Genomic DNA, 25,905 nt, shown 5'->3' with positions numbered 1-25,905 from the left:
CACGCACCGGGATGCCGTGCGGCGCCGGGTCACCACCGGGGCATCGCCGGTGTCCTCCAGTCCGGTTCGGCGGCGCGCATCGCCGCCGCGTCGTCACGGTCGCGCAGCGAGCCGTCGTCCTCGGCCCACCGCCGGTGCAGCCGGGCCAGTTCGTCCCGGTCCAGTTCGACGCCGAGGCCCGGCGCGTCGGACACCGCGACCCGGCCGCCGTCGAAGGCGATCCGTTCGGTGAGGACGTCCTCGGACTGCCAGGGGTAGTGGGAGTCGCAGGCGTGGTGGAGGTCGGGGACCGTGGCCGCCACCTGGGTCATCGCGGCGAGGCTGATGCCGAGATGGGTGTTGGAGTGCATGGACACCCCGACCCCGAAGGCGGCGCAGATCGCGGCGAGGTGCTGGGTGTTGCGCAGTCCGCCCCAGTAGTGGTGGTCGGAGAGGACGACCTGCACGGCGTCCTTCGTGAACGCCTCCTTGATCTCGCCGAAGGTGGTCACGCACATGTTGGTGGCGAGGGGAACGTCGGTGCCGGCGGCGACCTCTGCCATGCCGGGCGTGCCCAGCGTAGGGTCCTCCAGGTACTCCAGGACGTCGCCGAGTTCCTTCGCGACCTTCAGCGAGGTCTCCACCGACCAGGCGCCGTTGGGGTCGAGCCGCAGCGGGTGGCCGGGGAAGGCCGCGGCGAGGGCGCGGACGGCGGCGATCTCCTCGTCGGGCGGGAACACCCCGCCCTTGAGCTTGAACGAGCCGAAGCCGTGCCGCTCCTGGAGCCGGCGCGCCTGTTCCACCACACCGGCCGGGTCGAGCGCGGCGCCCCACTCGTCCGGCTCGGCGGGGACGCCCGCGGGGTGCCCGTCCCACTTGTAGAAGAGGTAGGCGCTGTACTCGACCGCGTCCCGCACCTTGCCGCCGAGCAGCGCGTGCACGGGCAGCCCGAGCGCCTTGCCCTGGGCGTCGAGGCAGGCGACCTCGAAGGCGGAGAGGACGGACAGCCGCAGCTTGTCGGCGGTCTGCACCCCGCGCAGCCCGCCCGCGTCCGCCTGGCCCTCGATCCGGGAGGCGTCCACGGCGAGATCGATCCCGAAGAGCCCGTTCACGTCCATGACCGACCGTCCGGTGAGCCGCTCGGCCAGCGACCGGGCCGGCTCCAGGTACTTGGTGTCGCCGTAGGTCTCGCCGAGCCCGGTGGTCCCGTCGGCGGTGACGATCTCCACGATCAGCCGGGGGGTGTACGGCTGGTGCACGCCCTGGGTGTTGAGCAGCGGCGGGTCGGCGACCAGGATCGGCGTCAGCCGCACCTCGGCGATGGTCAGGTCACGGGTCACGGGGAGGCTCCTACGAGGTCGGGTCCGGCGGCGAGGAGGGCCTTCAGGCCGACGACGCGGAAGCCGTCGGGCGGGGCCGGGCACCGCCGATCTGGCCATCTCCTCTTGTGAATGACATCCACATATGAGAACAGAGGCTAGAAGCTCCTACCCCCGCGCACCACCCCCAAACACAACCGTGGTCCGGATCACACCCACCGGACTTCTTCCGGAACCGCGTGCTTGATACAACTTGCTCGCGCGTTCCTGTCCGTCGACGGCCGCAGCCATCTCCCCTTCACCGAGCCGCACTTCCGCCTGCCCTGGGAACGCCCGTGTCCGCCCCCCGCACCCTGCCCCGGCCCCTCGTCGCCCTGTTCGCGGCCGGGTACCTCGCCCCGTACCTGCTGCCCACCACCGTCGGCAGACTCGACAGCGGACTCCCGCTCACCGCGACCCAGGCGGGGGCCACCGGCAGCGCCCTGCTGCTGAGTTCGGCGACCTCCGGCTTTCTGCTGGCCTCCCGGGTCGACCGGACCGGGCCCCGCGTCCTGGCTCGCGCCGGCCTCGCGCTCGCCGCCCTCGGCTACGGCGGCGCCGCCCTCACCGGCGCCGTACCGGCCGTCGTCGCGGGCGCGGTCGTCGGCGGCCTGGGCTCCGGCACGGTCACGGCGGTGGCCGCGAGCGGCATCGCCGGACAGCGCGACCCGCACCGGGTCACCACCCTCGGCCTGCTCGGCGTCTCCGCCCTCGCGGGCGCGCTGTACCTGACGATCCCTCACCTCGGCCCGGGACACGGCCTCCCGCTCGCCGCCCTCGCGCTGACCGCGCTCGCCGTCTGGCCGCTCACCGGCCGCCTGTCCGGCCGTACCGCCCCGGCCCGCCCGGCCGTCGGGTACGACCGCCTCCCCCACCGGCGCGCCGGCCTGCTGCTGGCCGCCGCGATGCCCTGCTGGTCCCTCGCCCAGAACGCCCTGTGGGGCGTCAGCGGCCGGATCGGCCTCGACCAGGCCCACCTCAGCGAGGTCACGGTCGGCGCGGTCTTCGCGGTCGCGCTCGGCGCCGGACTCCTCGGCGTGGTGGGCGCGGGCGCGCTCGGCCCGCGGCTGGGCCGGGCCCTGCCCATCGGCGCCGGTACCGCCCTCATCGCGGGGTGCGTCGCGCTCAGCGCGGCGGCCACGGACCTGCCCGCGTTCGCGGCGGGCGAGATCGCCTGGAACCTGCTCTACCCGGTCGTGCTGTCCTACGTCATCGCCCTGGCCGCGTCCCTGGACCCGCGCGGCCGCTGGACGGTCCTGGTCGGCTCGGCGTCCTCGCTGGGCACCGCGGCGGGACCGCTCGCGGGCAGTGTGCTGGCGGCCGGGGCGGGCTTCCCGGCGATGGGGCGGGTGCTCGGCGCCGGGCTGCTGCTGATCGCCGTACCGATGACGGCGGTCGCGCTGCGGACGGGCAGGCGCCCCCTGCCGGCCGTGGACGTCCCGGCCGCCGGAGCCCCGGCCGCCGGAGCCCCGGTCACCGATGTCCCGGTCGTCGAAGTCCCGGTGGACACGCCCGCTGTACCCGCTCAGCGCGCCTACGAGACGGCGTCCCCGAACTCGTACGCGTCGACCTCCGCGAGATAGCGGGCCCTGCGCTCCTCGTCGTCCTCCAGAAAGGAGGCGAGGAAGGAGTTGCGGGCCAGGTCGCGCAGCCGGTCCCGCGACAGTCCCAGGGCCTCGTGCACGGCCGCGAAGTTGTCGCCCGCGTACCCGCCGAAGTACGCGGGGTCGTCGGAGTTGACCGTGCACAGCAGGCCGGCGTCGAGCATGGCGGGCAGGGGATGGCCGGCGAGCGTGTCGACGGTCCGGAGCCGGACGTTGGACAGCGGGCACAGCGTCAGCGGAACCCGCTCCCGCACCAGCCGCTCGACCAGCGCGGGGTCCTCCATGCAGCGCAGGCCGTGGTCGACGCGCTCCACGCCGAGCATGTCCAGCGCCTCGGTGATGTACTCCGGCGGCCCCTCCTCGCCGGCGTGCGCGACCCGGCGCAGCCCGAGCGCGGCGGCGGCCTCGTACACCTCCCGGAACTTCAGCGGAGGGTGCCCGACCTCGGCGGAGTCCAGGCCGACCCCGGTGATCCGGTCCAGGTACGGCTTCGCGGCCTCCAGGGTGGCGAGCGCCGACTCGGCGGACTCGTCCCGCAGGAAGCACATGATCAGCTTGGTGGAGACGCCGTGGGCGGCCTCGCTGCCGCCGAGCGCCCGCCACAGCCCCTCCACGACCGTGCCCATCGCCACGCCCCGGGCCAGGTGGGCCTGCGGGTCGAAGAAGATCTCCGCGTGCCGCACGCCCTGCGCGGCGGCCCGCGCGAGGTACGCGTTCGCCAGGTCGGCGAAGTCCTGCTCGGTGCGCAGGACGGCCATCAGCTCGTAGTAGAGGTCCAGGAAGGACTGGAGGTCCTCGAACCGGTAGGCCTCGCGGAGTGCGTCGGTGTCCGCGTACGGGAGGGCCACGCCGTTGCGGGCGGCCAGCTCGAAGGCCAGCTCCGGCTCCAGCGTGCCTTCGATATGGAGGTGCAATTCTGCTTTCGGGAGGGGCATCAAAGCATCGTACGGGTGTTTTACCGCCGTTTCGGAACCGGCACCCGCAGCAGGTCGTAGGCCACGGTGAGCTCCCCCTCGAACCCGGCTGCCCGCGCCTGCCGCTCGAACTCCCCGGGGTCGGTGTAGCGCTGGCTGAAGTGGGTGAGCACGAGATGCCGCACGCCGCCGTCCCGGGCGACGGCGGCGGCCTGCCCCGCCGTCAGATGTCCGTGCTCGATGGCGAGTTCCACGTCCTCGTCGAGGAAGGTGGACTCGATGACGAGCAGGTCGCAGCCCTTCGCGAGCGCGTGCACGCCGTCGCAGAGCCGGGTGTCCATGACGAACGCGAACCGCTGCCCGCGCCGCACCTCGCTGACGTCCTCCAGCGTCACGTCCCCGAGCCGCCCCTCGCGCTGGAGGCGGCCCACGTCCGGGCCCCTGACGCCGTGCGCGGCCAGCCGGTCGGGCAGCATGCGGCGGCCGTCGGGCTCGATCAGGCGGTAGCCGTAGGACTCGACCGGGTGCGAGAGCCTGCGGGCCTCCAGGGTGTACGACCGGGTCACCGCGAGGATGCCGTCGGCGGCGACCGGGGCCTCGGTCAGGCCGACGGTCTCGCGGTAGGCGGTCGCGTGACGCAGCCGGTCGAAGAAGCGCTGCCCCGAGCGCGGGTAGTGCGCGGTGACCTCGTGCGGCACCTGGTCGAGGTTGATCCGCTGGATGACCCCGGCGAGGCCGAGGGAGTGGTCACCGTGGAAGTGCGTGACGCAGATCCGGTTCAGGTCGTGGGCGGCGACCCCGGCGCGCAGCATCTGCCGCTGCGTGCCCTCGCCGGGGTCGAACAGGAGGCCCTCGCCGTCCCATCGCAGCAGGTAGCCGTTGTGGTTGCGGTGCCGGGTCGGGACCTGGCTGGCGGTGCCGAGGACCACCAGTTCACGGACGGACACGGCTGCCTATCCGGGCGGCCACTGCAGGCCACGGCCGCCGAGGACGTGGGCGTGGGCGTGCCAGACGGTCTGGCCGGCGCCGCTGCCCGTGTTGAAGACGAGGCGGTAGCTGTCCAGCTTCTCCTCGTCGGCGACGGCCTTGGTCTCGGCGAGCACGTCGGCCGCGAGCTGCGGGGCGCCCGCGGCCAGCTCGGCCGCGTTCTCGTAGTGGGCCTTGGGGATCACCAGGACGTGCGTCGGGGCCTGGGGGTTTATGTCCCGGAAGGCCACGGTCGTCTCGGTCTCGCGGACGATCGTCGCCGGGATCTCGCCCGCGACGATCTTGCAGAACAGGCAGTCGTTCTGCGGCTCTCCGGCCATGGGTGTGCCTCCTGTGATCAATACGGTGGGCATCGTAGTCGGTCAGGTCGGCATACCCGGCGGTGTTTTCGCGGGACTGGTCTCCAGCGCCTCCAGCGCGAGCCTGATCGCCTCGTCCAGTTGGGCGTCGCGGCCCGCCACCCAGTCCTGGGGCCTCTGTACGACCTCCACGTCGGGGTCCACCCCGTGGTTCTCCACGTCCCAGCCCACGCCCTCCAGCCACATCGCGTACTTCGGCTGGGTGACCAGGGTGCCGTCGAGCAGGTGGTAGCGGCTGTCGATGCCGATGACGCCGCCCCAGGTGCGGGTGCCGACGACCGGGCCGATGCCGAGGGCCTTGATGGCCGCGTTGACGATGTCACCGTCGGAGCCGGAGAACTCGTTGGCGACGGCGACGACCGGGCCGCGCGGGGCGTCCAGCGGATAGCTGGTGGGGCGCATGCCGCGCGGGAGGTCCCAGCCGATGATCCGGCGGGCCAGCTTCTCGACCACGAGCTGGGAGGTGTGGCCGCCGCGGTTCTCGCGGACGTCGACGACGAGGCCCTCACGGGCCACCTCGACGCGCAGGTCACGGTGGATCTGGGCCCAGCCGGGGGCCTGCATGTCCGGGACGTGGAGGTAGCCGAGGCGGCCCGCGGAGGCCGCGTGCACATGGGCACGGCGATCGGCGACCCAGGCGTGGTACCGCAGGGCCTCCTCGTCGGCGATGGGGACGACGACCGTGTGCCGGGGTTCGCCGCCGCCGGCCGGGGAGACGGTCAGCTCCACCGGCTGGCCGGCCGTGCCGACGAGCAGCGGGCCCGGGCCCGTCACCGGGTCGACCTGGTGACCGGCGACCGCGATGATCGCGTCACCGGGACGGACCGCGGCACCGGGCGCGGCGAGCGGGGAACGGGCCTGCGGGTCGGAGGTCTCCGACGGCAGGATGCGGTCGATGCGCCAGCTGCCGTCCTCGTGGCGGGAGATGTCGGCGCCCAGCAGGCCCTGCCGGGCGCGGCGGCCGGAACCGCCGCGCGGGATGACGTAGGCGTGCGAGGTGCCCAGTTCGCCGTGCACCTCCCAGAGCAGGTCGACCAGGTCGCTGTGGGTGGCGAGGCGGGCCAGCAGCGGACGGTACCGGGCGAGGACGCCGTTCCAGTCGGTGCCGCCGAGGTCGGGGCGCCAGAAGTGGTCGCGCATGAGGCGGCCGGTCTCGTCGTACATCTGCCGCCACTCGGCGGCCGGGTCGACGGTCTGCCGGACCCGGCCGAGGTCGACGGTGACGCTGGTGTCACCGTCGTCGTCGGTGCCGGTGCGGCGGTCGCTCGGTACGACCCGGAGCCGGCCGTCGGCCCACAGCAGGACGCGTTTGCCGTCGCCGCTGACCTCGAAGTGGTCGGCGTCGGAGGCGAGGTGCTCCAGACGGCGCTGGGCGAGGTCGTAGCGCTCCAGCTCGGTGTGCGGATCGGGGTCCTCGGGGTGGGCGCGGGAGGCGCCGAGGACACCCTGCACGGGGTGGCGCAGCCACAGGACGCCGTCCTTGGCGGCCTGGAGCGTGGAGTAGCGGCCGGCCTCGACCGGGAAGGGGACGATGCGGTCGGCCAGGCCCTCCAGGTCGACGCGGGTGGTCGGCGTGCCCTCGCCGTCGGGGGTCTCGTCCTTGTCGGAGGTCTCGAAGGGGCGGCCGTGGCGCTGCGGGCCGAACGGCGAGGGGGTGGTGGCGGCCAGCGTGATCAGGTGCGGGCGGGCGCCCACCACGAACGCGAGGTCGAAGACGTGCTCGTCGTAGACCGGGTCGAAGGCGCGGTTGGACAGGAACGCGAGGTGCTTGCCGTCCAGGGTGAAGGCGGGCGCGTAGTCCTGGAAGCGCAGCGGGGTCGCCTCGGTCACCGACAGGTCGGTGGTGTGGGCGAGGCGCAGCTGGGACAGCGGGCGGGGGCCGGGGTGGGACCAGGCGAGCCAGGCTGAGTCCGGGGAGAAGGCGAGGCCGGAGACCTCGCCGTCGTCGCTGCGGTCGACCTCGCGGACCTCGCCGGTCTCGCGTTCGACCAGGAGCAGTCGGCCGTCGTGCGCGGCCACGGCGGCCCGGCTGCCGTCGGGTGCCACGGCCAGCTCCAGGACCCGGCCGAGCTGTCCGGCGGCGAGCCGGCGCGGCGGGGCGCCGGGCACGGTGCCGGTCGCGGGCGCGAACTCCAGGGCGTCGTCGCCCTCGGCGTCCGTCACCCACACCACCCACTCCTCGCCGTCGGCGCGGAAGACGCGCGGCATCCGGGCGCGCACGCCGGGGGTGGCGGCCAGGGCGCGGGCGGGACCGGAGCGGTGGGTGACCCAGTGGATGCCGCCGCGCACGCAGACGGCGCTGCCGCGCGCGGTGTGGTCCGGGGCCGCCTCGCCGAACCAGCGGGAGGCGTTGACGGGGTACGGCCGCAGGTCGACGCGGGGTCCGCCGAGCCGTACGTCCAGCCGGCGCGGCTCGGCGCCCTCCAGGTCGTCCAGGAGCCACAGTTCACCGGCCGAGCTGTAGACGACGCGGGTGCCGTCACCGGCCGCGTGGCGGGCGTAGAAACCTCCCCCACGCTCGGCTTCGCTCGCGCGGGAGGTGCCCCCATGCGGGGTGTGCCGGCGCAGGTCGGAGCCGTCGGCGAGGGAGGAGTAGAGCGCGCCGGTGCCCTCGTGGTCGGAGAGGAAGGCGATGCGGTCCCCGGCCCACACCGGGCACTCGATGTTCCCGTCGATGTCCTCGTGCAGCCGGACGAACTCGCCGCTGCCCTCGCGGTCGATCCACAACTTGCCCGCCGTGCCGCCCCGGTAGCGCTTCCAGTGCGCTGCCTCACGGCCCATCGGCGCGGACAGCAGCACGGTGGCCGGGCCGAGGGCCACATCGCCGACCGGGCCGTACGGCAGGGTCTCGGCGGGTCCGCCGTCCAGCGGGACGGCGTGCGCCCAGGTGTGCCGGAAGCTGTGCCGGCCCTGCGCGCCGAGCGCGAGCACCCGTCCGTCCGGGGTCCAGCCGCGCACCTCGGTACGGCCGTTGCCCCAGTACGTCAGCCGCTGGGCGGGGCCCCCGTCGAGCGGGGCGACATACACCTCGGGGGCGCCGTCCCGGGTGGAGGTCCAGGCGAGGTGCCGGCCGTCCGGCGATACGCGGGGCCTGGTCACCGGCACGTTGTCGGCGCTGACCCGCCAGGCCCGGCCGCCGTCGACCGGCGCGAGCCAGACGTCGTCCTCGGCGACGAAGGTCACCAGGTCGCCGCGCAGATGGGGGAAGCGGAGATAGGCGGAGTCTGCCGTGGTTCCCGTCGAAGCACCCTGAGTCACGCCGTCACTCTACGCAGCGACCGGGTACCTCCGCTCCCGGTTTCGGGTCACTTGCCCGGCACGGGCCAGACGGTGCGGGTGACGGTGACGGCACGGTCGGCCGTCCCCCGGTGGTCGGCCGGTACGTCGGCCCGGAGGGGGCGGAGCAGTTGCCGAGCCCGCTGACGCGGAACACCCGTCTGCCGTCGACCTCGGCGGTCAGGTCCCCGCGCACACAGGCACCGTCGACGGCCCTGGTGACCAGCCCGGCGACGACGATCTTCCGCCCGTCGTCCGTCTCGCCCCGGCAGTCGACGGAGACGACGGTGGTCTCGCTCGGCGCGGGTGTGCCGCCGCGCGCACCGTCGTCGCGGTAACCGCCGGTGCACGTGAGCCAGTTGACGTTCACGTGCCGGTGTTCCAGCGCGGCGGTCGCGGTCTGGTCGGTGGTGTAGGCGACGCTCGCCGACCCGAGCCCCCCACCGGGCCGGCAGGCCACGACTGCCCCGCCGCCCACCACGACGAGCCCCGCCACGGCCACCACTCGCGCCCGACGCCGTATCCGCCTCGAAACCCCCATGCGGGGCAGCGTGCCACCGGCCCCCGCCGCGGGGAAGCCCGGATACGGCCACTCACCCGTTCGGGGGGCCGCTGTCTACTCTGGCCCGATGCGCAGTGAACGCAGACTCAGACGGCTCGTTCTGCCCGACGGAACCGAGTACCGGTGGAGGGTCCGGCACCGGCACGTCCACGGCGGACCCTGCACGGAGGTGCTCTCGCTGCAGCGGGACGGGACCGTGACACGCATCGTGTTCCCCGGCGTGGTCGAAGGCGGTTACGGACACTCCGGTCTGGTCTTCGACCGGCACGGACACACCGTCAACCTGCATGAACCTCGCGTCGTCCGGGCCTTCGTCGACGAACTGCGGGGTCGCCGCGGGCCGGTGACCGGTGACGTGGACGGGTGGGCGTTGCTGCCCGCCGTCAGCCGCGCAGCAGCAGCCACTCCTGGAGTTCCACCAGGTTGCCCTCCGGGTCCTTGAGGTGGGCCACGCGCATGCGGTCGGTCATGGGGGCCGGTCCGTGCAGCAGGGTCGCGCCCCGGGCGGTGACCTGAGCGCAGTAGGCGTCGAGGTCGTCGACGCGCAGGACGACCAGGGACCGGTGGCCGGTGGCGGTGTCGCCCAGCTCGGCCAGGAGCTCGGCCATCATCGCGCGGTCCTGGAGCGCGATCCCGGCGGAACCGGCGTGCGGGCTGAACTTCTCGTACGGCCCCTCCACCGCGCCGGACTGCGGCTTGAGGCCGAGGACATCGGCGTAGAAGCGGTAGCAGGCGGCGAAGTCGGTGACCAGGAGCCGGACCTGGGCGAGTTCCACGGTGCCCCCAGGCGGTCAGGACCAGCGGCCGGTGCGGCCCAGCAGCAGGGCCACGGCGGCGGTGCCGGCGGTGGAGGTGCGCAGGACGGTGGGGCCGAGGACGCAGGCCCTCGCGCCCGCCTCCTCGAAGAGCGCCAACTCGTCCCGTGACACACCGCCTTCCGGACCCACGACCAGGACGATCTCGCCCTCGGTGGGGAGTTCGGCGGTGGCCAGGGGCTCGCCGGCGTGGTCGAAGTCGGAGTGGAGCACGGCGGCGAAGTCCGCCGCGCCGAGCAGCGCGGCGACTTGCTTGGTGGCCGCCAGGTCGGCGACCTCCGGGAAGCGCAGCCGGCGGGACTGCTTGCCGGCCTCCCGCGCGGTGGCACGCCACTTGGCGAGCGCCTTCGCCCCCCGGTCGCCCTTCCACTGGGTGATGCAGCGCGCGGCCTGCCAGGGCACGATCGCGTCGACGCCGGTCTCCGTCATCGTCTCCACGGCCAACTCGCCGCGGTCGCCCTTGGGCAGGGCCTGTACGACGGTGATACGGGGGCTGGGCTCGGGCTCCACCGGGAACTCGAACGGCTCGACCACCAGGTGGTCCTTCCCCGACACGCTGACGACGACGCCGGCCGCGCCCCGGCCCCTGCCATCGGTGAGCACCACGTTCTCGCCCGGCTGCAACCGCCGTACAGAGACCGCGTGCCGTCCCTCGGGGCCCTGGACGTCGACGACCGAGCCGGGGCCCACGCCGTCCAGCGAGTCGACGACGAACACCGGCGCGGTCATCGGGGACCACCCCCGGCCGACAACGCTGTCCGGGCCTCGGCGAGTTCGGCCGCCAGCACCTCCACCAGCCGGCCCGCGGGCAGTTCCCGGGCCATCCGGTGGCCCTGCCCGGCCCACATCGCCATGCCCTGCGCGTCCTCGGCCTTGGCGGCGGCCTTGCGCAGCGGCGCGGTGAGGTGGTTGACCTCGGGGTAGGCGGCGGGCGCGTACGGGCCGTGCTCGCGCAGGAAGCGGTTGACCATGGCGCGGGCCGGGCGGCCGGTGAAGGCGCGGGTCAGCTCGGTGCGCGGGAACAGCGGGTCGGTCAGCGCCCGCTTGTGCAGGGGGTGCGCGCCGGACTCGTGGGTGGCGACGAACGCGGTGCCCAGCTGGGCGGCGCTCGCGCCCGCCGCGAGGACGGCGGCGATCTGGCCGCCGCGCATGATGCCGCCGGCGGCGACGACCGGGATGCGCACGGCCTCCCGGACCTGCGCGACCAGCGACAGCAACCCGATGCCGGCGCCGTCGTTCTCCGGGAGGTCCCGGTGGGTGCCCTGGTGTCCGCCGGCCTCCACGCCCTGCGCGATCACCGCGTCGGCCCCGGCCCGCTCGACCGCGCGGGCCTCCTCGGCGGTGGTGGCGGTGACCAGGGTGAAGGTGCCGGCGCGGTGGAGCTTGTCGAACACCTCGCGCCGCGGCACGCCGAAGTGGAAGGAGACCACCGGCACCGGGTCGTCGAGCAGGACGGCCAGCTTGGCGTCGTAGCCGTCGTCCCGGCCGCTGTCCGGGTCGCCCAGCTCGGTCTCGTACCAGGCGGCCTCGCCGGCCAGCTGGTGCGCGTAGAGGTCGACGGCCCCGGACTCCGCGTGCTCGGGCTGCGGCATGAAGAGGTTCACGCCGAAGGAGCGGCTCGTGAGCCCGCGCAGCTGCTTGATCTCCTGGTACATGCCGTCGGCGGTCTTGTACCCGGCGGCGAGGAACCCGAGGCCACCGGCCTCGGAGACGGCGGCGGCGAGCTGCGGGACGGAGACACCGCCCGCCATGGGGGCCTGCACGATCGGGTGGGGGAAGAGATCGGTCAGCGCGGAGGACATGACCGCATGTTGTCACGTCCTCCGGACAAGTCCGAATCCGGGCATCCCCTGGCACATGCCCACGGCATACGGGGCGCCGAAGCACCCCGCACGACCCCGCTCAGCGGCCTGCCCGGGGGACACCCCCGGACCCCCAGCCACTCCCGCGGCCCACGTCAGCGCCCGTTGAACGCGTCCTTCAACCGCGAGAACAGGCCCTGCTGACCAGGCTGGAACTGGCCCTGTGGCCGTTCCTCGCCCCGGAGCTTGGCCAGCTCGCGCAGCAGGCGCTCCTGCTCCGGGTCCAGCTTGGTCGGCGTGGTCACCTCGACGTGCACGATCAGGTCGCCCCGGCCGCCGCCGCGCAGATGCGTGACGCCCCGGCCGTGCAGCGGGATCGACTGGCCGGACTGGGTGCCGGGCCGGATGTCGACCTCCTCCAGCCCGTCCAGCGTCTCCAGCGGCACCTTCGTGCCGAGGGCCGCCGCCGTCATCGGGATCGTGACCGTGCAGTGCAGGTCGTCGCCGCGCCGCTGGAACGTCGGGTGCGGCAGCTCGTGGATCTCGACGTACAGGTCGCCGGCCGGGCCGCCGCCGGGGCCGACCTCGCCCTCACCGGCGAGCTGGATCCGGGTGCCGTTGTCGACACCGGCCGGGATCTTGACGGTGAGCGTCCGCCGCGAGCGCACCCTGCCGTCGCCGGCGCACTCCGGGCACGGGGTCGGGACGACCGTGCCGAAGCCCTGGCACTGCGGGCACGGCCGGGAGGTCATGACCTGGCCCAGGAAGGACCGGGTGACCTGGGAGACCTCACCCCGGCCGCGGCACATGTCACACGTCTGGGCGGACGTGCCGGGCGCCGCGCCCTCGCCGTTGCAGGTGTTGCAGACGACGGCCGTGTCGACCTGGATGTCCTTGGTCGTCCCGAAGGCCGCCTCGTCCAGCTCGACCTCGATCCGGATCATCGCGTCCTGGCCGCGCCGGGTGCGCGAGCGGGGCCCGCGCTGCGACGCCGTACCGAAGAACGCGTCCATGATGTCGGAGAAGTTGCCGAAGCCGCCGGCCCCGAAGCCGCCCGCGCCCGCGCCGCCCGACTGGGAGAGCGGGTCGCCGCCGAGGTCGTAGACCTGCTTCTTCTGCGGGTCCGACAGCACCTCGTAAGCGGCGTTGATCTCCTTGAACCGCTCCTGGGTCTTCGGGTCCGGGTTGACGTCCGGGTGCAGCTCGCGCGCGAGCCGGCGGAACGCCTTCTTGATCTCATCCTGCGACGCGTCGCGGCGCACGCCGAGAACGGCGTAGTAGTCCGTGGCCACTTACGACTCCGCCAGGATCTGTCCGACGTACCGTGCCACTGCGCGTACCGCTCCCATCGTTCCCGGGTAGTCCATGCGGGTCGGTCCGACCACGCCGAGCTTGGCAACCGCCTCGCCGCCCGAACCGTAGCCGACCGACACGACGGAGGTGGAGTTGAGTCCCTCATGGGCGTTCTCGTGGCCGATGCGCACGGTCACGCCCGGATCCTTCGCCTCGCCCAGGAGCTTGAGGAGCACGACCTGCTCCTCCAGGGCCTCCAGGACGGGCCGGATCGTGAGGGGGAAGTCATGTCCGAAGCGGGTCAGATTGGCGGTGCCGCCGATCATCAACCGCTCCTCGTTCTCCTCCACGAGTGTCTCCAGAAGAGTGGAGAGCACCGTGGAGACCGTACCGCGGTCCTCCGGCTCGAAGGCGTCCGGGAGGTCCTCGACCAGCTTCGGCACGTCCGTGAACCGGCGGCCGGCGACCCGGCTGTTGAGCCGCGCCCGCAGATCCGCCAGCGAGGCCTCGCCGAACGGCGCCGGGCAGTCGACCATCCGCTGCTCGACCCGGCCGGTGTCCGTGATCAGCACGAGCATCACGCGCGCGGGAGCCAGCGACAGCAGCTCCACGTGCCGGACCGTGGACCGGGTCAGGGACGGGTACTGCACGACGGCGACCTGCCGGGTGAGCTGCGCGAGCAGCCGCACGGTCCTTGCCACGACGTCGTCGAGGTCGACGGCGCCCTCCAGGAAGTTCTGGATGGCCCGCCGCTCCGGCGCGGTCATCGGCTTCACGCCCGCGAGCTTGTCCACGAACAGCCGGTAGCCCTTGTCGGTGGGGATCCGCCCCGCGCTGGTGTGCGGCTGGGCGATGTACCCCTCCTCCTCCAGGGCCGCCATGTCGTTGCGGACGGTCGCCGGGGAGACGCCGAGGTTGTGTCGCTCGGTGAGCGCCTTGGAACCGACCGGCTCCTCGGTGCCCACGTAGTCCTGGACGATGGCGCGCAGAACCTGAAGCCTGCGTTCACTCAGCATTCGCGCGCACCTCCAGCACGTCGTCCCCTCGTCCCTGCGGGTCGTCCGCCTGGCACTCTTCCCTCGCGAGTGCCAGCGTTCCCCGGCCCAGTGTACGGCTGCCGGGTACACCCTGGGCAAGGTCGTGCCGCCGTACCGGCTCGTACCGCTAGCGTCGCGGGTATGACCGTGACTTGGGAAGAGCTGGGGTGGGAGCGGCTGGCCGCGGGGGTGGGCCGGTGCCGGCTGCCGGGCTGGGACTGCACGGCGGGACTGGTCCTCGGGGAGGGTACGGCACTGCTCGTGGACGCCGGTTCGAGCCTCGCGGAGGGGGCGCGGCTGCGCGGCTGGGCCGAGGAGCTGGCGGGCGGCCGTGTGACCCATCTCGCGCTCACCCATCCCCACTTCGACCACGTCTTCGGCGCCGCCGTGTTCGCCGGGGCCGAGGTGTACGGGGCGGTGGGCCTGGACGCGGTGTTCGCGTACGAGCGCGCGGACCTGCGGCTCGACGCGATCCGCAACGGGCTGCCGGCGGCCGACGCCGACGAGGCGGTGGACGCGCTGGTCCCGCCCCGCCACGCGGTCTCCGGCGAGTGGACGCTGGACCTCGGCGACGGCCGCCAGGCGCTGCTGGCCAACGTGGGTCCCGGCCACACGGCGCACGATCTGGCCGTGCTGGTCCCGGGCGATCCGGAGGTGGTGTTCTGCGGCGACCTGGTGGAGGAGTCCGGCGAGCCCCAGGCGGGCCCCGACGCGGTCCCGTCCCGCTGGCCGGACGCCCTGGACCGGCTGCTGGCGCTCGGCGGCGAGGACGCGCTGTACGTGCCCGGTCACGGCGCGGTGGTGGACGCGGGGTTCGTCCGCCGCCAACGGGACGCCCTGGCAACGCGGTTCGGCGTGATCTGAGCGGCTCTTCCCATCGGTTCCCGGCGTGTCGTGGGCCTTCGGAACCGGCTTCTCCTATCGTCATCCGAATGCGCCAGTACTCCGCCGACCTCACCCCACCCTGGAAGAAGCAGAAGTCCGTCCCCGAGGTCCCGGCCGAGCCGGGTCTGGTGGTGGAGGAGCCCGGCACCGGGTTCTGCGGCGCGGTGATCCGCTGCGAGGCGGGCACGGTGACCCTGGAGGACCGCTTCGGCAAGCACCGCGCGTTCCCGCTGGAGCCGCGCGGCTTCCTGCTGGAGGGCCGCGTGGTGACGCTGGTCCGCCCCACCTCCTCGGCGCCGGTACGTCCCACCCGTACGGCCTCCGGCTCGGTCGCCGTCCCCCAGGCACGCGCGCGCGTGGCCCGCGCCGGGCGCATCTACGTGGAGGGCCGGCACGACGCCGAGCTCGTCGAGAAGGTGTGGGGAGACGACCTGCGGATCGAGGGCGTGGTCGTGGAGTACCTGGAGGGCGTGGACGACCTGCCGTCGATCGTCTCCGACTTCGCCCCGGGCCCGGACGCGCGTCTGGGCGTCCTGGTCGACCACCTGCTGCCGGGGACCAAGGAGTGGCGCATCGCGCAGTCGGTGACCAGCGAACACGCGCTGGTGGTCGGCCACCCGTTCATCGACATCTGGCAGGCGGTGAAGCCGGCGGCCCTGGGCATCGAGGCGTGGCCGACGGTGCCGAAGGGGCAGGACTGGAAGACGGGCGTGTGCCGGGCGCTGGGCTGGCCGGCGGAGAACACCGGGGCGGTGTGGCAGGCGATCCTGAAGCGGGTGGGGTCCTACAAGGACCTGGAGCCGGAACTGCTGGGGCGGGTGGAGGAGCTGATCGACTTCGTCACGGGTAGCGGTGGGGCCTGACGTCGGGGAACGTTCCGAACTCGGTCGTGTCCAGTTCGACCCCGAGAACCTCCAGGGACACCGGATCGCCGAACTTGACGATCTCCTGGCTGAGGTAGTCGGCGTCCTCCCCCTGGCCCGCCGGCTTCGTCAGCAGAACGCACTGGGCCATGATCGGGTCGACGACGAGGTAGGCAGGGATCTTCCCCGCCGCGTAGATCGAGCGCTTGACCACGTAATCCTGGTGGACGCTGTACTTCGAGACGACCTCCAGCACCATCGTGATCAGCCGACTGGGCAGCAGCCGCCCCGAACTCGGCAGGACGTCGGGCGAGAGGACCACCAGGTCCGGCACCGGCTCGCTCGACTCACCGGCGATGTCGACGTCCTGGGTCTGAAGGGGGTACCACCGCTCAAGGGGCATCTGCCGCTGTGTGTGCAGCACGATCAGGTTGTGCACCAGATCGGGGCTGGCCATCATCACGATGACTCCTCGGAGAAGCTCGGCCTTGACGCCCTCGGGAGGCTCGAACTCGTCGAGGTACCTGGCCATCCCACGCTCGTCCACAGCGGTCATCTCCGTGGCCTCCACATCCGCCGCGTCCCATCGGCGGCAGCCTACGAACCAGGTTAGGGACCGAACCGGCGTTCCGGGGGGATTCACCCGCCGGGGTGATCAGTCCACCAGGTCCCGCACCACCGCGTCCGCCAGCAGCCGCCCGCGCAGGGTCAGCGCGGCCCGCCCCTCCTCGTACGGGCCCTGCTGGAGGAGTCCGTCCGCCAGCGCGCGCCGGGAGGCCGCGAGCCCCTCCTCCTTCAGGAGGGACAGCGGGACCCCCTCCCGCAGCCGCAGCTCCAGCAGGATGCGCTCCACGCGCCGGTCCTCGTCGGACAGCAGCTCCCGGCCCGCGCCCGGGGAGCGGCCGGAGGCCAGGGCCGCCGCGTAGGCGCCCGGGTGCTTGACGTTCCACCAGCGGACCCCGCCGACGTGCGAGTGGGCCCCCGGCCCGGCCCCCCACCAGTCCGCGCCCCGCCAGTACAGCTCGTTGTGCAGGCAGCGGCCCGCCTCGGAGATGGCCCAGTTGGAGACCTCGTACCAGTCGAAGCCCGCCGCGCCCAGCATCTCCTCGGCGATCAGGTACCGGTCGGCGTGGACGTCGTCGTCGGTCATCGGGATCTCGCCCCGGCGGATGCGGCGGGCGAGCTGGGTGCCCTCCTCCACGATGAGCGCGTAGGCGCTGATGTGGTCGGGGCCGGCACCGAGGGCGGCGTCCAGGGAGGCCCGCCAGTCGTCGTCGCTCTCGCCCGGCGTGCCGTAGATCAGGTCGAGGTTGACGTGCTCGAAGCCCGCCGCCCGCGCCTCCGCGACGCACCGCTCGGGGCGGCCGGGGGTGTGCGTGCGGTCCAGGACCTTCAGCACGTGCTGCTTGGCGCTCTGCATGCCGAAGGAGATCCGGTTGAAGCCGCCCGCGCGGAGGGTGGCGAGGTAGGCGGGGTCGACGGACTCCGGGTTCGCCTCCGTGGTGATCTCCGCGTCCGGTGCCAGCCCGAACTCGTCCCGGATCGCCCCCAGCATCCGTACGAGGTCGTCGGCGGCCAGCAGCGTCGGCGTACCGCCCCCGACGAACACCGTGCGGACCTCGCGCGGGTCGTCGCCCAGCACCTTGCGGGCCAGCCGGATCTCGTCGGTCAGCGTGTCCGCGTAGTTGTCGCGGGAGGCGAGCACTCCGCCGGTGCCGCGCAGCTCGGTCGCGGTGTAGGTGTTGAAGTCGCAGTAGCCGCAGCGGGTCGCGCAGTACGGGACGTGCAGGTAGAAACCGAGCGGGCGGTCGGCGGCCCCGGCGAGCGCGTGCGCGGGCAGCGCGCCGTCGGTGGGGACGGGCTCGCCGTCGGGGAGTGCGGAAGGCATGCCTTCCATTGTCCAGCACCGTGGGCGTTGCTCCGCCTGGAGCGACCGTGGGCGTCACTCCGCCTGCAGCACCAGCAGGGCCAGGTCGTCCTCGGGCAGGCCGCCGCCGAAGTCGTGGACCAGGCGGCGGATCCTTTCAGCGATCAGCTCGGCGCCGAGCCCGGCGCAGCCGGACAGGGCGCGGGCGAGGCCGTCGCCGTCGTCGAACTGGCGGGTGCCGGAGCGCCGCTCGGTCACGCCGTCGGTGACGCACAGCAGGCTGTCGCCGGGGCGCAGGTCGAGGGTCTCGCTGGTGTAGGTCTCGTCCTCCACCACGCCGAGCAGGGTCTGCGGGCGGGCGGCGGTGCGCACGGTGCCGTCGGGGCTGAGGACGAGCGGCAGCGGGTGGCCGGCCGAGGCGAGGGTGCAGCGGACCCCGCCGTCGTACGGCGTCAGCTCGCCGTAGAGGAGGGAGAGGAAGCGGGTCTGCGGGCCCTCCCCGGTGGCCAGCGGCCGCCCGCCGACGGCGACCAGGGCGCGGGCGGCGGCGTCGGCGGCCTCGGTGGCGTCGTCCAGGAGGAGCTGGTTGAGGCGGTCCAGGACATCGGCGACCCGGTAGCCCTCGCGGGCCAGCAGGCGCAGCCAGGGGCGGGCGAGGCCGATCACCACGGCGGCCTCCGGGCCCTTGCCCTGGACGTCGCCGACCGCGAAGCACCAGCGGCCGTCGCCCGCCGGGAACAGGTCGTAGAAGTCGCCGCTGGGGCCGCCCTTGTCGCAGGGCTCGTAGACCAGCGCGCTGCGCACGCCGGGGATCTCGGCGACGGCGCCGGGCAGCAGGCCCCGCTGGAGGACGGCGCTGATGGTGGCCTGGCGGGCGTACTGGCGGGCCGCGCCGATGGCCAGGGCCACCCTGCGGCTGAGGTCCTCCACCAGCCCGGTGATCTCGTCCGGGAAGCCCATCAGCCCGCACCGGCCGATGACCAGCGTGCCGAGCGGTCGGCCGCCCGCGATGAGCCGGTACGACAGCGCCGTCCCGTGGGCGCCCTGGGGGCCGAGCGCGTGGCCGGGCCAGGGGTAGGGCTCGGGGCCGGAGCGCAGCCCGCCCGGCGGGCACGGCGGCTCCTTCTCCAGGGCGCACCGCAGCTCCTCGATCCGGGTCTCGCTGGCGTGCCAGACCCGGGCCGGTCCGCCACCGGCGCCGCCCCGGACGGTCGCCTCGTCCTCCAGCCAGACCGCGCACCAGTCCGCGAGCCGGGGCACGATCAGCTGGCCGGTGAGCGCGGCGACCAGGTTCTCGTCGAGCTGTCCGGCGAGCAGGTCGGACGCCTCGGCGAGGAAGGACAGGGCGCCCCGGCCGAGCCAGTCGCGGTCGCCCTCGGCGCGGTGCGGCTGCGGGGCCAGGTCCTCGGCGACCTCCAGGGCGGGGTCGGGGCCGGGTCCGTCCAGGGCCTCGCTGCCGCCCGGGGGCAGCCGCGCCCAGACGGTCTTGGCGCCGGTGCGGTAGGTGACGCCCCAGGACTCGGCGAGCGTGGCGACGAGGCGCAGTCCGCGCCCGTACTCAGGGGTGTCGTACGGCGCCTCGCCGCTCGTGGCGTCCCGCGGGGCGCGGGACGGGTGCTGGTCGCGCACCTCGACCACGAGCGCGCCGGTGTCCTCCAGCCGCCATTCGACCTGCACCTCGGTGCCGGCGTGCACGACGGCGTTGGTGACCAGCTCGCTGACGACGGCCATGGCGTCGTCGGCGAGCCGCGCGCAGACCCCGGGCATCGCGTCCAGCGCGGCCCGCACGAGCGCGCGGGCCGTGCCCGGAGCGAGGGGGCTCCCGGGCAGCGTGGCCCGCCCCCGCGTCTCACCGGGCTGGGTGCCGCTGTCCCGTTGCGTGGGTATGGCCGCCATATCCATGCGGTCAGGGTGACAGACAGGGGGCACCTATAAGCACTGAGTCACGGAAGTGACCAGAAGACGGAACGTTTCGGGCGCGGGCGAGCAGGAAAAGGGGCGCGGGGAACCGCGCGGACAACCACGACGCGCACGCGGCGGCCGACGGCCCCCGAGCCACCCCTCCGGGACCGCGCTACGCCTCCTTCGTACCGGCGTACATCTCCTCGATGAGGTGCTTGTACTCCCGCTCCACCACCGGCCGCTTCAGCTTCAGGCTCGGCGTGATCTCCCCGTGCTCCACGTCGAGGTCCCGCGGCAGCAGCCGGAACTTCTTGATGGTCTGCCAGCGCTGGAGCCCGGAGTTGAGCTCCCGCACGTACCCGTCGACCATCTCCACCGTCTGCGGCGCGGCGACGATCTCGGCGTACGACTTGCCCTCCAGCCCGTTCTCCTTCGCCCACTCCTGGATCGCGATCTCGTCCAGGGCGATGAGGGCGGTGCAGTAGTTCCGGTCGGCGCCGTGCACGAGGATGTTGGAGACGTACGGGCACACCGCCTTGAACTGCCCCTCCACCTCGGCCGGGGCGACGTACTTGCCGCCGGACGTCTTGATGAGGTCCTTCTTGCGGTCGGTGATGCGCAGGTAGCCGTCGGGCGAGAGCTCGCCGATGTCCCCGGTGTGGAACCAGCCGTCGGACTCCAGCACCTCGGCGGTCTTCTCGGGCAGCTTGTGGTAGCCCTCCATGACGCCGGGGCCGCGCAGCAGGATCTCGCCGTCGTCGGCGATGCGAACCTCGGTGCCGGGCAGCGGCTTGCCGACCGTGCCGGTGCGGTAGGCCTCGCCGGGGTTGACGAAGGAGGCCGCGGAGGTCTCGGTGAGGCCGTAGCCCTCCAGGATGTGGATGCCGGCGCCGGCGAAGAAGTAGCCGATCTCCGGGGAGAGCGCGGAGGCGCCGGAGACGCAGGCCCGCAGCCGCCCGCCGAAGGCCTCGCGGAGCTTGCCGTAGACGAGGGTGTCGGCGACCTTGTGCTTGGCGGCGAGCCCGAACGGCACGGAGGCGGTGCCGGTGCGCCGGAAGTTGTCCTGGCTGGCCTTGGCGTACTCGCGGGCGACCTCGGCGGCCCACTGGAAGATCCTGTACTTGGCCGCGCCGCCCTCACGGGCCTTGGCCGCGACGCCGTTGTAGACCTTCTCGAAGATGCGCGGCACGGCCGCCATGTACGTCGGCTGCACCACCGGAAGGTTCTCGATGATCTTGTCGACCCGGCCGTCCACGGCGGTGACGTGCCCGACCTCGATCTGCCCGGAGGTGAGCACCTTGCCGAAGACGTGCGCGAGCGGCAGCCACAGGTACTGCACGTCCTCGCCGCTGATCAGACCGGTCGCGGCGATGGCCTTCGCCATGTAGGCCCAGTTGTCGTGCGGCAGCCGCACGCCCTTGGGGCGGCCGGTGGTGCCGGAGGTGTAGATGAGGGTGGCGAGCTGGTCCTTGCCGATCGCGCCGACCCGCTCCTTGATCAGCTGGGGGTGCTGCTCCAGGTAGGCGGCACCGCGCCGCTCCAGCTCGGCGAGGGTGATCACCCAGTCGTCCGTCTCCACGCCGGCCGGGTCGATGACGACGACCTTCGTCAGGTCCGGCAGCTCGGCGCGCTTCTCGACGGCCTTGGCGAGCTGGGCCGCGTCCTCGGCGATCAGCACCCGGCTCTGGGAGTCGGAGAGGATGAACGCCGACTCGTCGGCGTTGGTCTGCGGGTAGACGGTGGTGGTGGCACCGCCGGCGCACATGATGCCGAGGTCGGCCAGGATCCACTCGACGCGGGTGGAGGAGGCGAGCGCCACCCGCTGCTCGGGCTCGACGCCCAGGTCGATGAGCCCGGCCGCGATCGCGTACACCCGGTCGGCCGCCTGCGCCCAGCTGAGCGACTGCCAGTCGTCGGGGCCCTGCCCGGCGGACGGCGGGACGGGGTAGCGGTAGGCCTCGGCGTCGGGTGTCGCCGCCACGCGCTCCAGGAAGAGGGCCGCCACGGACGGCGGACGGTTCTCGATCAGGGTCTGTGTGTCGCTCACGACATCCTCCGGGGGCCCGCGACGGTGCGGCTGACTCGGTGCGGCTGGGTTAACTCACGGTGGGGTTTCGGGCTGTTGTTTAACTCGCGAGTAACTATCGAGCAGGCATCAGGGTAAGGGGCGACCGCCCGCTGCGTAAGGGGCCTCGGCCTGTCACTTTCCACTCAGAGCGACGTTACGCACGCGTAGGGCCCGCCGCACTTTCGCACGACGGGCCCCCACATGCCCGGTTTACGGGCGTCACCAGTAGTTACCCCTGGTTACTTCTTGCCCTTGGCCGACCCCGCGCTGTCATCGCTGGACAGCACGGCGATGAAGGCTTCCTGCGGAACCTCCACGGAACCCACCATCTTCATCCGCTTCTTGCCTTCCTTCTGCTTCTCCAGCAGCTTCCGCTTACGGGAGATGTCACCGCCGTAGCACTTGGCGAGGACGTCCTTGCGGATGGCGCGGATGGTCTCGCGGGCGATCACCCGGGAACCGATGGCGGCCTGCACCGGCACTTCGAAGTTCTGCCGCGGGATCAGCTCCTTGAGCTTGGCGACGAGCCGCACGCCGTAGGCGTACGCCTGGTCCTTGTGGGTGATCGCCGAGAACGCGTCCACCTTGTCGCCGTGCAGCAGGATGTCGACCTTGACCAGGCTGCTCGACTGCTCGCCCGTGGGCTCGTAGTCCAGCGAGGCGTATCCGCGCGTCTTGGACTTCAGCTGGTCGAAGAAGTCGAAGACGATCTCCGCGAGCGGGAGCGTGTAGCGGATCTCGACCCGGTCCTCGGAGAGGTAGTCCATGCCGAGCAGCGTGCCGCGCCGGGTCTGGCACAGCTCCATGATCGCGCCGATGAACTCGGTGGGCGCGAGGATCGTCGCCCGCACCACCGGCTCGAAGACCTCGTCGATCTTCCCCTCGGGGAACTCGCTCGGATTCGTGACCGTGTGCTCGGTGCCGTCCTCCATGATCACGCGGTAGACCACGTTGGGGGCGGTGGCGATCAGGTCGAGGCCGAACTCCCGCTCCAGCCGCTCCCGGATCACGTCCAGGTGCAGCAGGCCGAGGAAGCCGACGCGGAAGCCGAATCCGAGGGCGGCGGAGGTCTCCGGCTCGTAGACCAGCGCGGCGTCGTTGAGCTGGAGCTTGTCCAGCGCCTCGCGCAGCTCCGGGTAGTCGGAGCCGTCCAGCGGATACAGACCCGAGAAGACCATCGGCTTCGGGTCCTTGTAACCGCCGAGCGCCTCCGTCGCGCCCTTGTGCTGGCTGGTGACGGTGTCACCGACCTTCGACTGCCGGACGTCCTTCACACCGGTGATGAGGTAGCCCACCTCACCCACGCCCAGGCCGTCCGCCGGCAGCATCTCCGGCGAGTTGACACCGATCTCCAGCAGCTCGTGCGTGGCGCCGGTCGACATCATCCGGATGCGCTCGCGCTTGTTGAGCTGGCCGTCGATGACACGGACGTAGGTCACGACACCCCGGTAGGAGTCGTAGACCGAGTCGAAGATCATCGCGCGGGCGGGGGCGTCGGCGACCCCGACCGGCGCCGGGATCTCCTTGACGACCTTGTTCAGCAGCGCGTCCACGCCGAGCCCGGTCTTCGCGGAGACCTTGAGCACGTCCGCCGGGTCACAGCCGACCAGGTTCGCCAGTTCCTCGGCGAACTTCTCCGGCTGGGCGGCCGGCAGGTCGATCTTGTTCAGCACCGGGATGATCGTGAGGTCGTTCTCCATCGCCAGGTAGAGGTTGGCGAGGGTCTGCGCCTCGATGCCCTGGGCGGCGTCGACGAGGAGGATGGTCCCCTCGCAGGCGGCGAGCGACCGCGAGACCTCGTAGGTGAAGTCGACGTGCCCCGGGGTGTCGATCATGTTGAGGATGTGGGTCGTGCCCTGGTCGGGGCCCTCGGTCGGGGCCCAGGGCAGACGCACCGCCTGGGACTTGATCGTGATGCCGCGCTCGCGCTCGATGTCCATCCGGTCGAGGTACTGAGCACGCATCTGCCGCTGCTCGACCACACCGGTCAGCTGGAGCATCCGGTCGGCGAGAGTGGACTTGCCGTGGTCGATGTGCGCGATGATGCAGAAATTGCGGATCAGAGCCGGGTCGGTACGGCTCGGCTCGGGCACATGGTTAGGGGTCGCGGGCACGCAGGGTCCTGTCTCTTGAGGCGCCTTATGCCTCGGGTCGGATCGTTACGTAGTCTCCATGGTCCCACGCGCAGGGACCGGGGGCCGTTTTGGGCCGTCCGGAGGGCCACTGGTACTGTAGATGGCTGTGCCTCATGCCCTCTCAGCGCGAGGCACGACAGATAATTTTGGATCACCGGTACGGGACCCCCGCGGCCCCGCGCCTGAACCTGAAAAGGCTCCTTCGTGGCGAACATCAAGTCCCAGATCAAGCGGATCAAGACCAACGAGAAGGCTCGGCTGCGCAACAAGGCCGTCAAGTCCTCCCTGAAGACCGCGATCCGCAAGGCCCGTGAGGCCGCTGCCGCGGGTGACGTCGAGAAGGCCACCGAGCTGCAGCGCGCTGCCGCGCGTGCGCTCGACAAGGCCGTCTCGAAGGGCGTCATCCACAAGAACCAGGCCGCCAACAAGAAGTCGGCGCTTGCTTCCAAGGTCGCGTCCCTCAAGGGCTGAACCCCTTTCTGATCTGACCGCCGGAAGGACCCAGAGCGGGCCCTCTCTCATCCGCTCCCGCCCGGCACCCCGAGCCTGTTCGCGGCCTGCGTTCGCCACGCGGGAACGGGCTCACCAGCTTTGACCCGAGAACCCCGGTCCCCTCGCCCTTCCCCAGGGCGGGGGCCGGGGTTTTCGGCTGTCTCCTGCCTCTGCCGGAACGGAAGCCCAGGGGGTGGGTGGCTTCCCTTTTCGGGGCGGGGGTCGGGGGCTTCGGGGAGAGGATCAGAGGCGGAGGTCGGGCACAGGGATCTAGGGCGCGGATCGGGGGCGGAGCTCAGCGGATCGGGGGCGGGGCTCAGGGGGAGCCTGCCCCGGGGCGGTCGGCTGGCTGTTCCGGGGCGAGGCCGGCCTGGGTATGCGGGGTATGCGGAGCGTTCGGGGCGCAGCTCCAGGGCTGGGGGCCCTCCCCCCCGGCAGTGGGGCCAGGGGTCGGCCGCTCTCGCTCACGGGCCGGGGCCCAGGGGTTTGACCACTCCCTCGCGGGCCGGGACCCAGGGGTTTGGCCGCCTCCTCCGGGATCGGGCCCGGAGGAAGTCGCCTTTCTCCACGCTCCTCGCGGAGCTGGTCCCGGCTGTGGCTATCCGCGTCCGCGGGAGCGGGCGGCCCGGGCGATCGTCACGACCGCCTTCTCCAACGCGTACTCGGGGTCGTCCCCGCCTCCCTTCACACCGGCGTCCGCCTCGGCGACCGCCCTGAGCGCCACCGCGACCCCGTCCGGCGTCCAGCCCCGCATCTGCTGCCGTACCCGGTCGATCTTCCACGGCGGCATGCCCAGCTCACGCGCCAGATCGGCCGGCCGGCCGCCCCGGGCCGAGGACAGCTTCCCGATCGCCCGCACGCCCTGCGCCAGCGCACTGGTGATCATCACCGGCGCCACGCCCGTCGCCAACGACCATCTCAGCGCCTCCAGCGCCTCCGCCGTCCGGCCCTCCACGGCCCGGTCGGCGACCGTGAAGCTGGACGCCTCGGCACGCCCGGTGTAGTACCGCCTGACGACCGCCTCGTCGATCGTCCCCTCCACGTCGGCGACCAACTGCGAGACCGCCGAGGCCAGCTCCCGCAGATCGCTCCCGATCGCGTCACAGAGCGTCTGGCACGCCTCGGGCGTGGCCGACCGCCCGGACGAACGGAACTCCCCCCGCACGAAGGCCAGCCGGTCCGCCGGCTTGGTCATCTTCGGGCAGGCCACCTCCCGCGCCCCCGCCTTGCGCGCGGCGTCCAGCAGCCCTTTGCCCTTGGCGCCGCCGGCGTGCAGCAGCACCAGCGTGATCTCCTCGGCGGGCGAACCGAGGTACGCCTTCACGTCCTTGACCGTGTCGGCGGACAGGTCCTGCGCGTTGCGTACGACCACGACCTTGCGCTCGGCGAAGAGCGACGGGCTGGTCAGCTCGGCGAGTGTGCCGGGCTGCAGCTGGTCCGGGGTCAGGTCGCGTACGTCCGTGTCGGCGTCGGCGGCCTTGGCGGCGGCCACCACCTCCTGCACGGCACGGTCGAGCAGGAGGTCCTCCTGGCCCACGGCGAGGGTCACCGGGGCGAGAGGGTCGTCATTCGCAGTCTTCCTGGCCATCGCTTACAGCATCCCACGCGGTACTGACAACGAAGCGCTCCCGGCACCCTGACCGGTCCCGGAGCGGACCCTGAGTACGTCTCGGGGCCGGCCCCGACGCGAGCGCCGCGCCGGGCTCC

The 25,905-nt window shown here is 72.8% G+C and carries 20 protein-coding genes and 1 pseudogene; 4 read left to right on the top strand and 17 right to left on the bottom strand.

What is annotated here, in order from left to right; genetic code table 11:
- Positions 1-29 precede the first annotated feature (29 nt).
- A complete protein-coding gene (locus tag ACH4LD_RS02515; protein WP_398053328.1) occupies positions 30-1,319 on the bottom strand; it encodes a glucarate dehydratase family protein in 1,290 nt (429 codons plus the stop codon).
- Between the two features lie 314 nt (positions 1,320-1,633).
- On the opposite strand from ACH4LD_RS02515, the gene ACH4LD_RS02510 reads away from it, so the two are divergent.
- A complete protein-coding gene (locus ACH4LD_RS02510) occupies positions 1,634-2,920 on the top strand; it encodes an MFS transporter (RefSeq protein ID WP_398053327.1) in 1,287 nt (428 codons plus the stop codon).
- On the opposite strand, the gene ACH4LD_RS02505 is transcribed toward ACH4LD_RS02510, so the two are convergent.
- The 10 genes and pseudogenes from ACH4LD_RS02505 to hrcA all read right to left on the bottom strand — a co-directional run bounded on the left by ACH4LD_RS02505 (position 2,872) and on the right by hrcA (position 13,965).
- The gene (locus ACH4LD_RS02505; protein WP_398053326.1) at positions 2,872-3,876 is read right to left on the bottom strand and encodes an adenosine deaminase; all 1,005 of its coding nucleotides are present in this window, start codon (positions 3,874-3,876) and stop codon (positions 2,872-2,874) included. The two genes, ACH4LD_RS02510 and ACH4LD_RS02505, sit on opposite strands and share 49 nt — an antisense overlap.
- A 20-nt stretch (positions 3,877-3,896) precedes the next feature.
- On the bottom strand, positions 3,897-4,802 hold the full coding sequence (locus tag ACH4LD_RS02500; RefSeq protein ID WP_398053325.1) for a ribonuclease Z: 906 nt from the start codon (positions 4,800-4,802) through the stop codon (positions 3,897-3,899).
- A 6-nt stretch (positions 4,803-4,808) separates the two neighbouring features.
- Entirely contained in the window at positions 4,809-5,162 is a 354-nt protein-coding gene (locus tag ACH4LD_RS02495) for a histidine triad nucleotide-binding protein (RefSeq protein WP_132783521.1), read from the bottom strand.
- A gap of 42 nt (positions 5,163-5,204) precedes the next feature.
- Positions 5,205-8,459: a S41 family peptidase gene (locus tag ACH4LD_RS02490; protein WP_398053324.1), complete on the bottom strand. Its 3,255-nt coding sequence runs from the start codon at positions 8,457-8,459 to the stop codon at positions 5,205-5,207.
- A 47-nt stretch (positions 8,460-8,506) separates the two neighbouring features.
- Positions 8,507-8,982, bottom strand: a pseudogene (locus ACH4LD_RS02485) (hypothetical protein).
- Positions 8,983-9,422: 440 nt separating this feature from the next.
- Positions 9,423-9,815, bottom strand: coding sequence for a VOC family protein (locus ACH4LD_RS02480; protein WP_103810772.1), 393 nt, complete (start codon positions 9,813-9,815; stop codon positions 9,423-9,425).
- A gap of 15 nt (positions 9,816-9,830) precedes the next feature.
- Positions 9,831-10,583 carry a 16S rRNA (uracil(1498)-N(3))-methyltransferase gene (locus ACH4LD_RS02475; protein ID WP_398053323.1) on the bottom strand — a complete coding sequence of 251 codons (753 nt, stop codon included), beginning with the start codon at positions 10,581-10,583 and terminating at the stop codon, positions 9,831-9,833.
- Complete coding sequence (locus ACH4LD_RS02470; RefSeq protein WP_398053322.1) at positions 10,580-11,656, bottom strand: nitronate monooxygenase; 1,077 nt, start codon at positions 11,654-11,656, stop codon at positions 10,580-10,582. Before ACH4LD_RS02470 ends, ACH4LD_RS02475 begins: the two co-directional genes overlap by 4 nt.
- A gap of 155 nt (positions 11,657-11,811) precedes the next feature.
- Entirely contained in the window at positions 11,812-12,948 is a 1,137-nt protein-coding gene (gene dnaJ, locus ACH4LD_RS02465; RefSeq protein WP_030653759.1) for a molecular chaperone DnaJ, read from the bottom strand.
- Positions 12,949-13,965: a heat-inducible transcriptional repressor HrcA gene (gene hrcA, locus ACH4LD_RS02460; RefSeq protein ID WP_103810768.1), complete on the bottom strand. Its 1,017-nt coding sequence runs from the start codon at positions 13,963-13,965 to the stop codon at positions 12,949-12,951.
- Between the two features lie 162 nt (positions 13,966-14,127).
- Between hrcA and ACH4LD_RS02455 the strand changes: the two genes are divergently transcribed.
- Positions 14,128-14,850 (top strand): MBL fold metallo-hydrolase, encoded by a 723-nt coding sequence (locus tag ACH4LD_RS02455; protein WP_398053321.1) that lies wholly within the window; start codon positions 14,128-14,130, stop codon positions 14,848-14,850.
- A gap of 68 nt (positions 14,851-14,918) precedes the next feature.
- Positions 14,919-15,734: a DUF3097 domain-containing protein gene (locus tag ACH4LD_RS02450; protein WP_398053320.1), complete on the top strand. Its 816-nt coding sequence runs from the start codon at positions 14,919-14,921 to the stop codon at positions 15,732-15,734.
- On the opposite strand, the gene ACH4LD_RS02445 is transcribed toward ACH4LD_RS02450, so the two are convergent.
- The 5 genes from ACH4LD_RS02445 to lepA all read right to left on the bottom strand — a co-directional run bounded on the left by ACH4LD_RS02445 (position 15,712) and on the right by lepA (position 23,685).
- A complete protein-coding gene (locus ACH4LD_RS02445) occupies positions 15,712-16,290 on the bottom strand; it encodes a Uma2 family endonuclease (protein ID WP_398053319.1) in 579 nt (192 codons plus the stop codon). The two genes, ACH4LD_RS02450 and ACH4LD_RS02445, sit on opposite strands and share 23 nt — an antisense overlap.
- Before the next feature lie 99 nt (positions 16,291-16,389).
- Entirely contained in the window at positions 16,390-17,622 is a 1,233-nt protein-coding gene (gene hemW / locus ACH4LD_RS02440) for a radical SAM family heme chaperone HemW (protein ID WP_398053318.1), read from the bottom strand.
- Positions 17,623-17,676: 54 nt separating this feature from the next.
- The gene (locus tag ACH4LD_RS02435) at positions 17,677-19,497 is read right to left on the bottom strand and encodes a SpoIIE family protein phosphatase (protein WP_398053601.1); all 1,821 of its coding nucleotides are present in this window, start codon (positions 19,495-19,497) and stop codon (positions 17,677-17,679) included.
- A gap of 178 nt (positions 19,498-19,675) precedes the next feature.
- Positions 19,676-21,550, bottom strand: coding sequence for an AMP-dependent synthetase/ligase (locus ACH4LD_RS02430; protein WP_398053317.1), 1,875 nt, complete (start codon positions 21,548-21,550; stop codon positions 19,676-19,678).
- A gap of 260 nt (positions 21,551-21,810) precedes the next feature.
- On the bottom strand, positions 21,811-23,685 hold the full coding sequence (gene lepA / locus ACH4LD_RS02425; RefSeq protein WP_103810762.1) for a translation elongation factor 4: 1,875 nt from the start codon (positions 23,683-23,685) through the stop codon (positions 21,811-21,813).
- Positions 23,686-23,910: 225 nt separating this feature from the next.
- Between lepA and rpsT the strand changes: the two genes are divergently transcribed.
- Positions 23,911-24,177 carry a 30S ribosomal protein S20 gene (gene rpsT / locus ACH4LD_RS02420; RefSeq protein WP_004001350.1) on the top strand — a complete coding sequence of 89 codons (267 nt, stop codon included), beginning with the start codon at positions 23,911-23,913 and terminating at the stop codon, positions 24,175-24,177.
- Positions 24,178-24,796: 619 nt separating this feature from the next.
- Here the strand turns inward: rpsT and holA are convergent.
- On the bottom strand, positions 24,797-25,786 hold the full coding sequence (gene holA, locus ACH4LD_RS02415; protein ID WP_059261617.1) for a DNA polymerase III subunit delta: 990 nt from the start codon (positions 25,784-25,786) through the stop codon (positions 24,797-24,799).
- Positions 25,787-25,905: the final 119 nt, after the last annotated feature.

The sequence above is a fragment of the Streptomyces sp. NPDC017676 genome (assembly GCF_044329325.1).
Lineage (GTDB): Bacteria > Actinomycetota > Actinomycetes > Streptomycetales > Streptomycetaceae > Streptomyces.
Note: the sequence above shows the minus strand (reverse complement) of the source record. Positions and strands in the feature narration are given on the sequence as shown.

What these genes read in the sequence shown, in the direction of transcription:
- hrcA (WP_103810768.1), bottom strand. Translation starts at nt 13,965, where the DNA reads ATGCTGAGTGAACGCAGGCTTCAGGTTCTGCGCGCCATCGTCCAGGAC.
- hemW (WP_398053318.1), bottom strand. Translation starts at nt 17,622, where the DNA reads ATGCCTTCCGCACTCCCCGACGGCGAGCCCGTCCCCACCGACGGCGCG.
- ACH4LD_RS02470 (WP_398053322.1), bottom strand. Translation starts at nt 11,656, where the DNA reads ATGTCCTCCGCGCTGACCGATCTCTTCCCCCACCCGATCGTGCAGGCC.
- ACH4LD_RS02475 (WP_398053323.1), bottom strand. Translation starts at nt 10,583, where the DNA reads ATGACCGCGCCGGTGTTCGTCGTCGACTCGCTGGACGGCGTGGGCCCC.
- holA (WP_059261617.1), bottom strand. Translation starts at nt 25,786, where the DNA reads ATGGCCAGGAAGACTGCGAATGACGACCCTCTCGCCCCGGTGACCCTC.
- ACH4LD_RS02455 (WP_398053321.1), top strand. Translation starts at nt 14,128, where the DNA reads ATGACCGTGACTTGGGAAGAGCTGGGGTGGGAGCGGCTGGCCGCGGGG.
- ACH4LD_RS02495 (WP_132783521.1), bottom strand. Translation starts at nt 5,162, where the DNA reads ATGGCCGGAGAGCCGCAGAACGACTGCCTGTTCTGCAAGATCGTCGCG.
- ACH4LD_RS02505 (WP_398053326.1), bottom strand. Translation starts at nt 3,876, where the DNA reads ATGCCCCTCCCGAAAGCAGAATTGCACCTCCATATCGAAGGCACGCTG.
- ACH4LD_RS02445 (WP_398053319.1), bottom strand. Translation starts at nt 16,290, where the DNA reads ATGACCGCTGTGGACGAGCGTGGGATGGCCAGGTACCTCGACGAGTTC.
- ACH4LD_RS02450 (WP_398053320.1), top strand. Translation starts at nt 14,919, where the DNA reads ATGCGCCAGTACTCCGCCGACCTCACCCCACCCTGGAAGAAGCAGAAG.
- ACH4LD_RS02435 (WP_398053601.1), bottom strand. Translation starts at nt 19,497, where the DNA reads ATGGCGGCCATACCCACGCAACGGGACAGCGGCACCCAGCCCGGTGAG.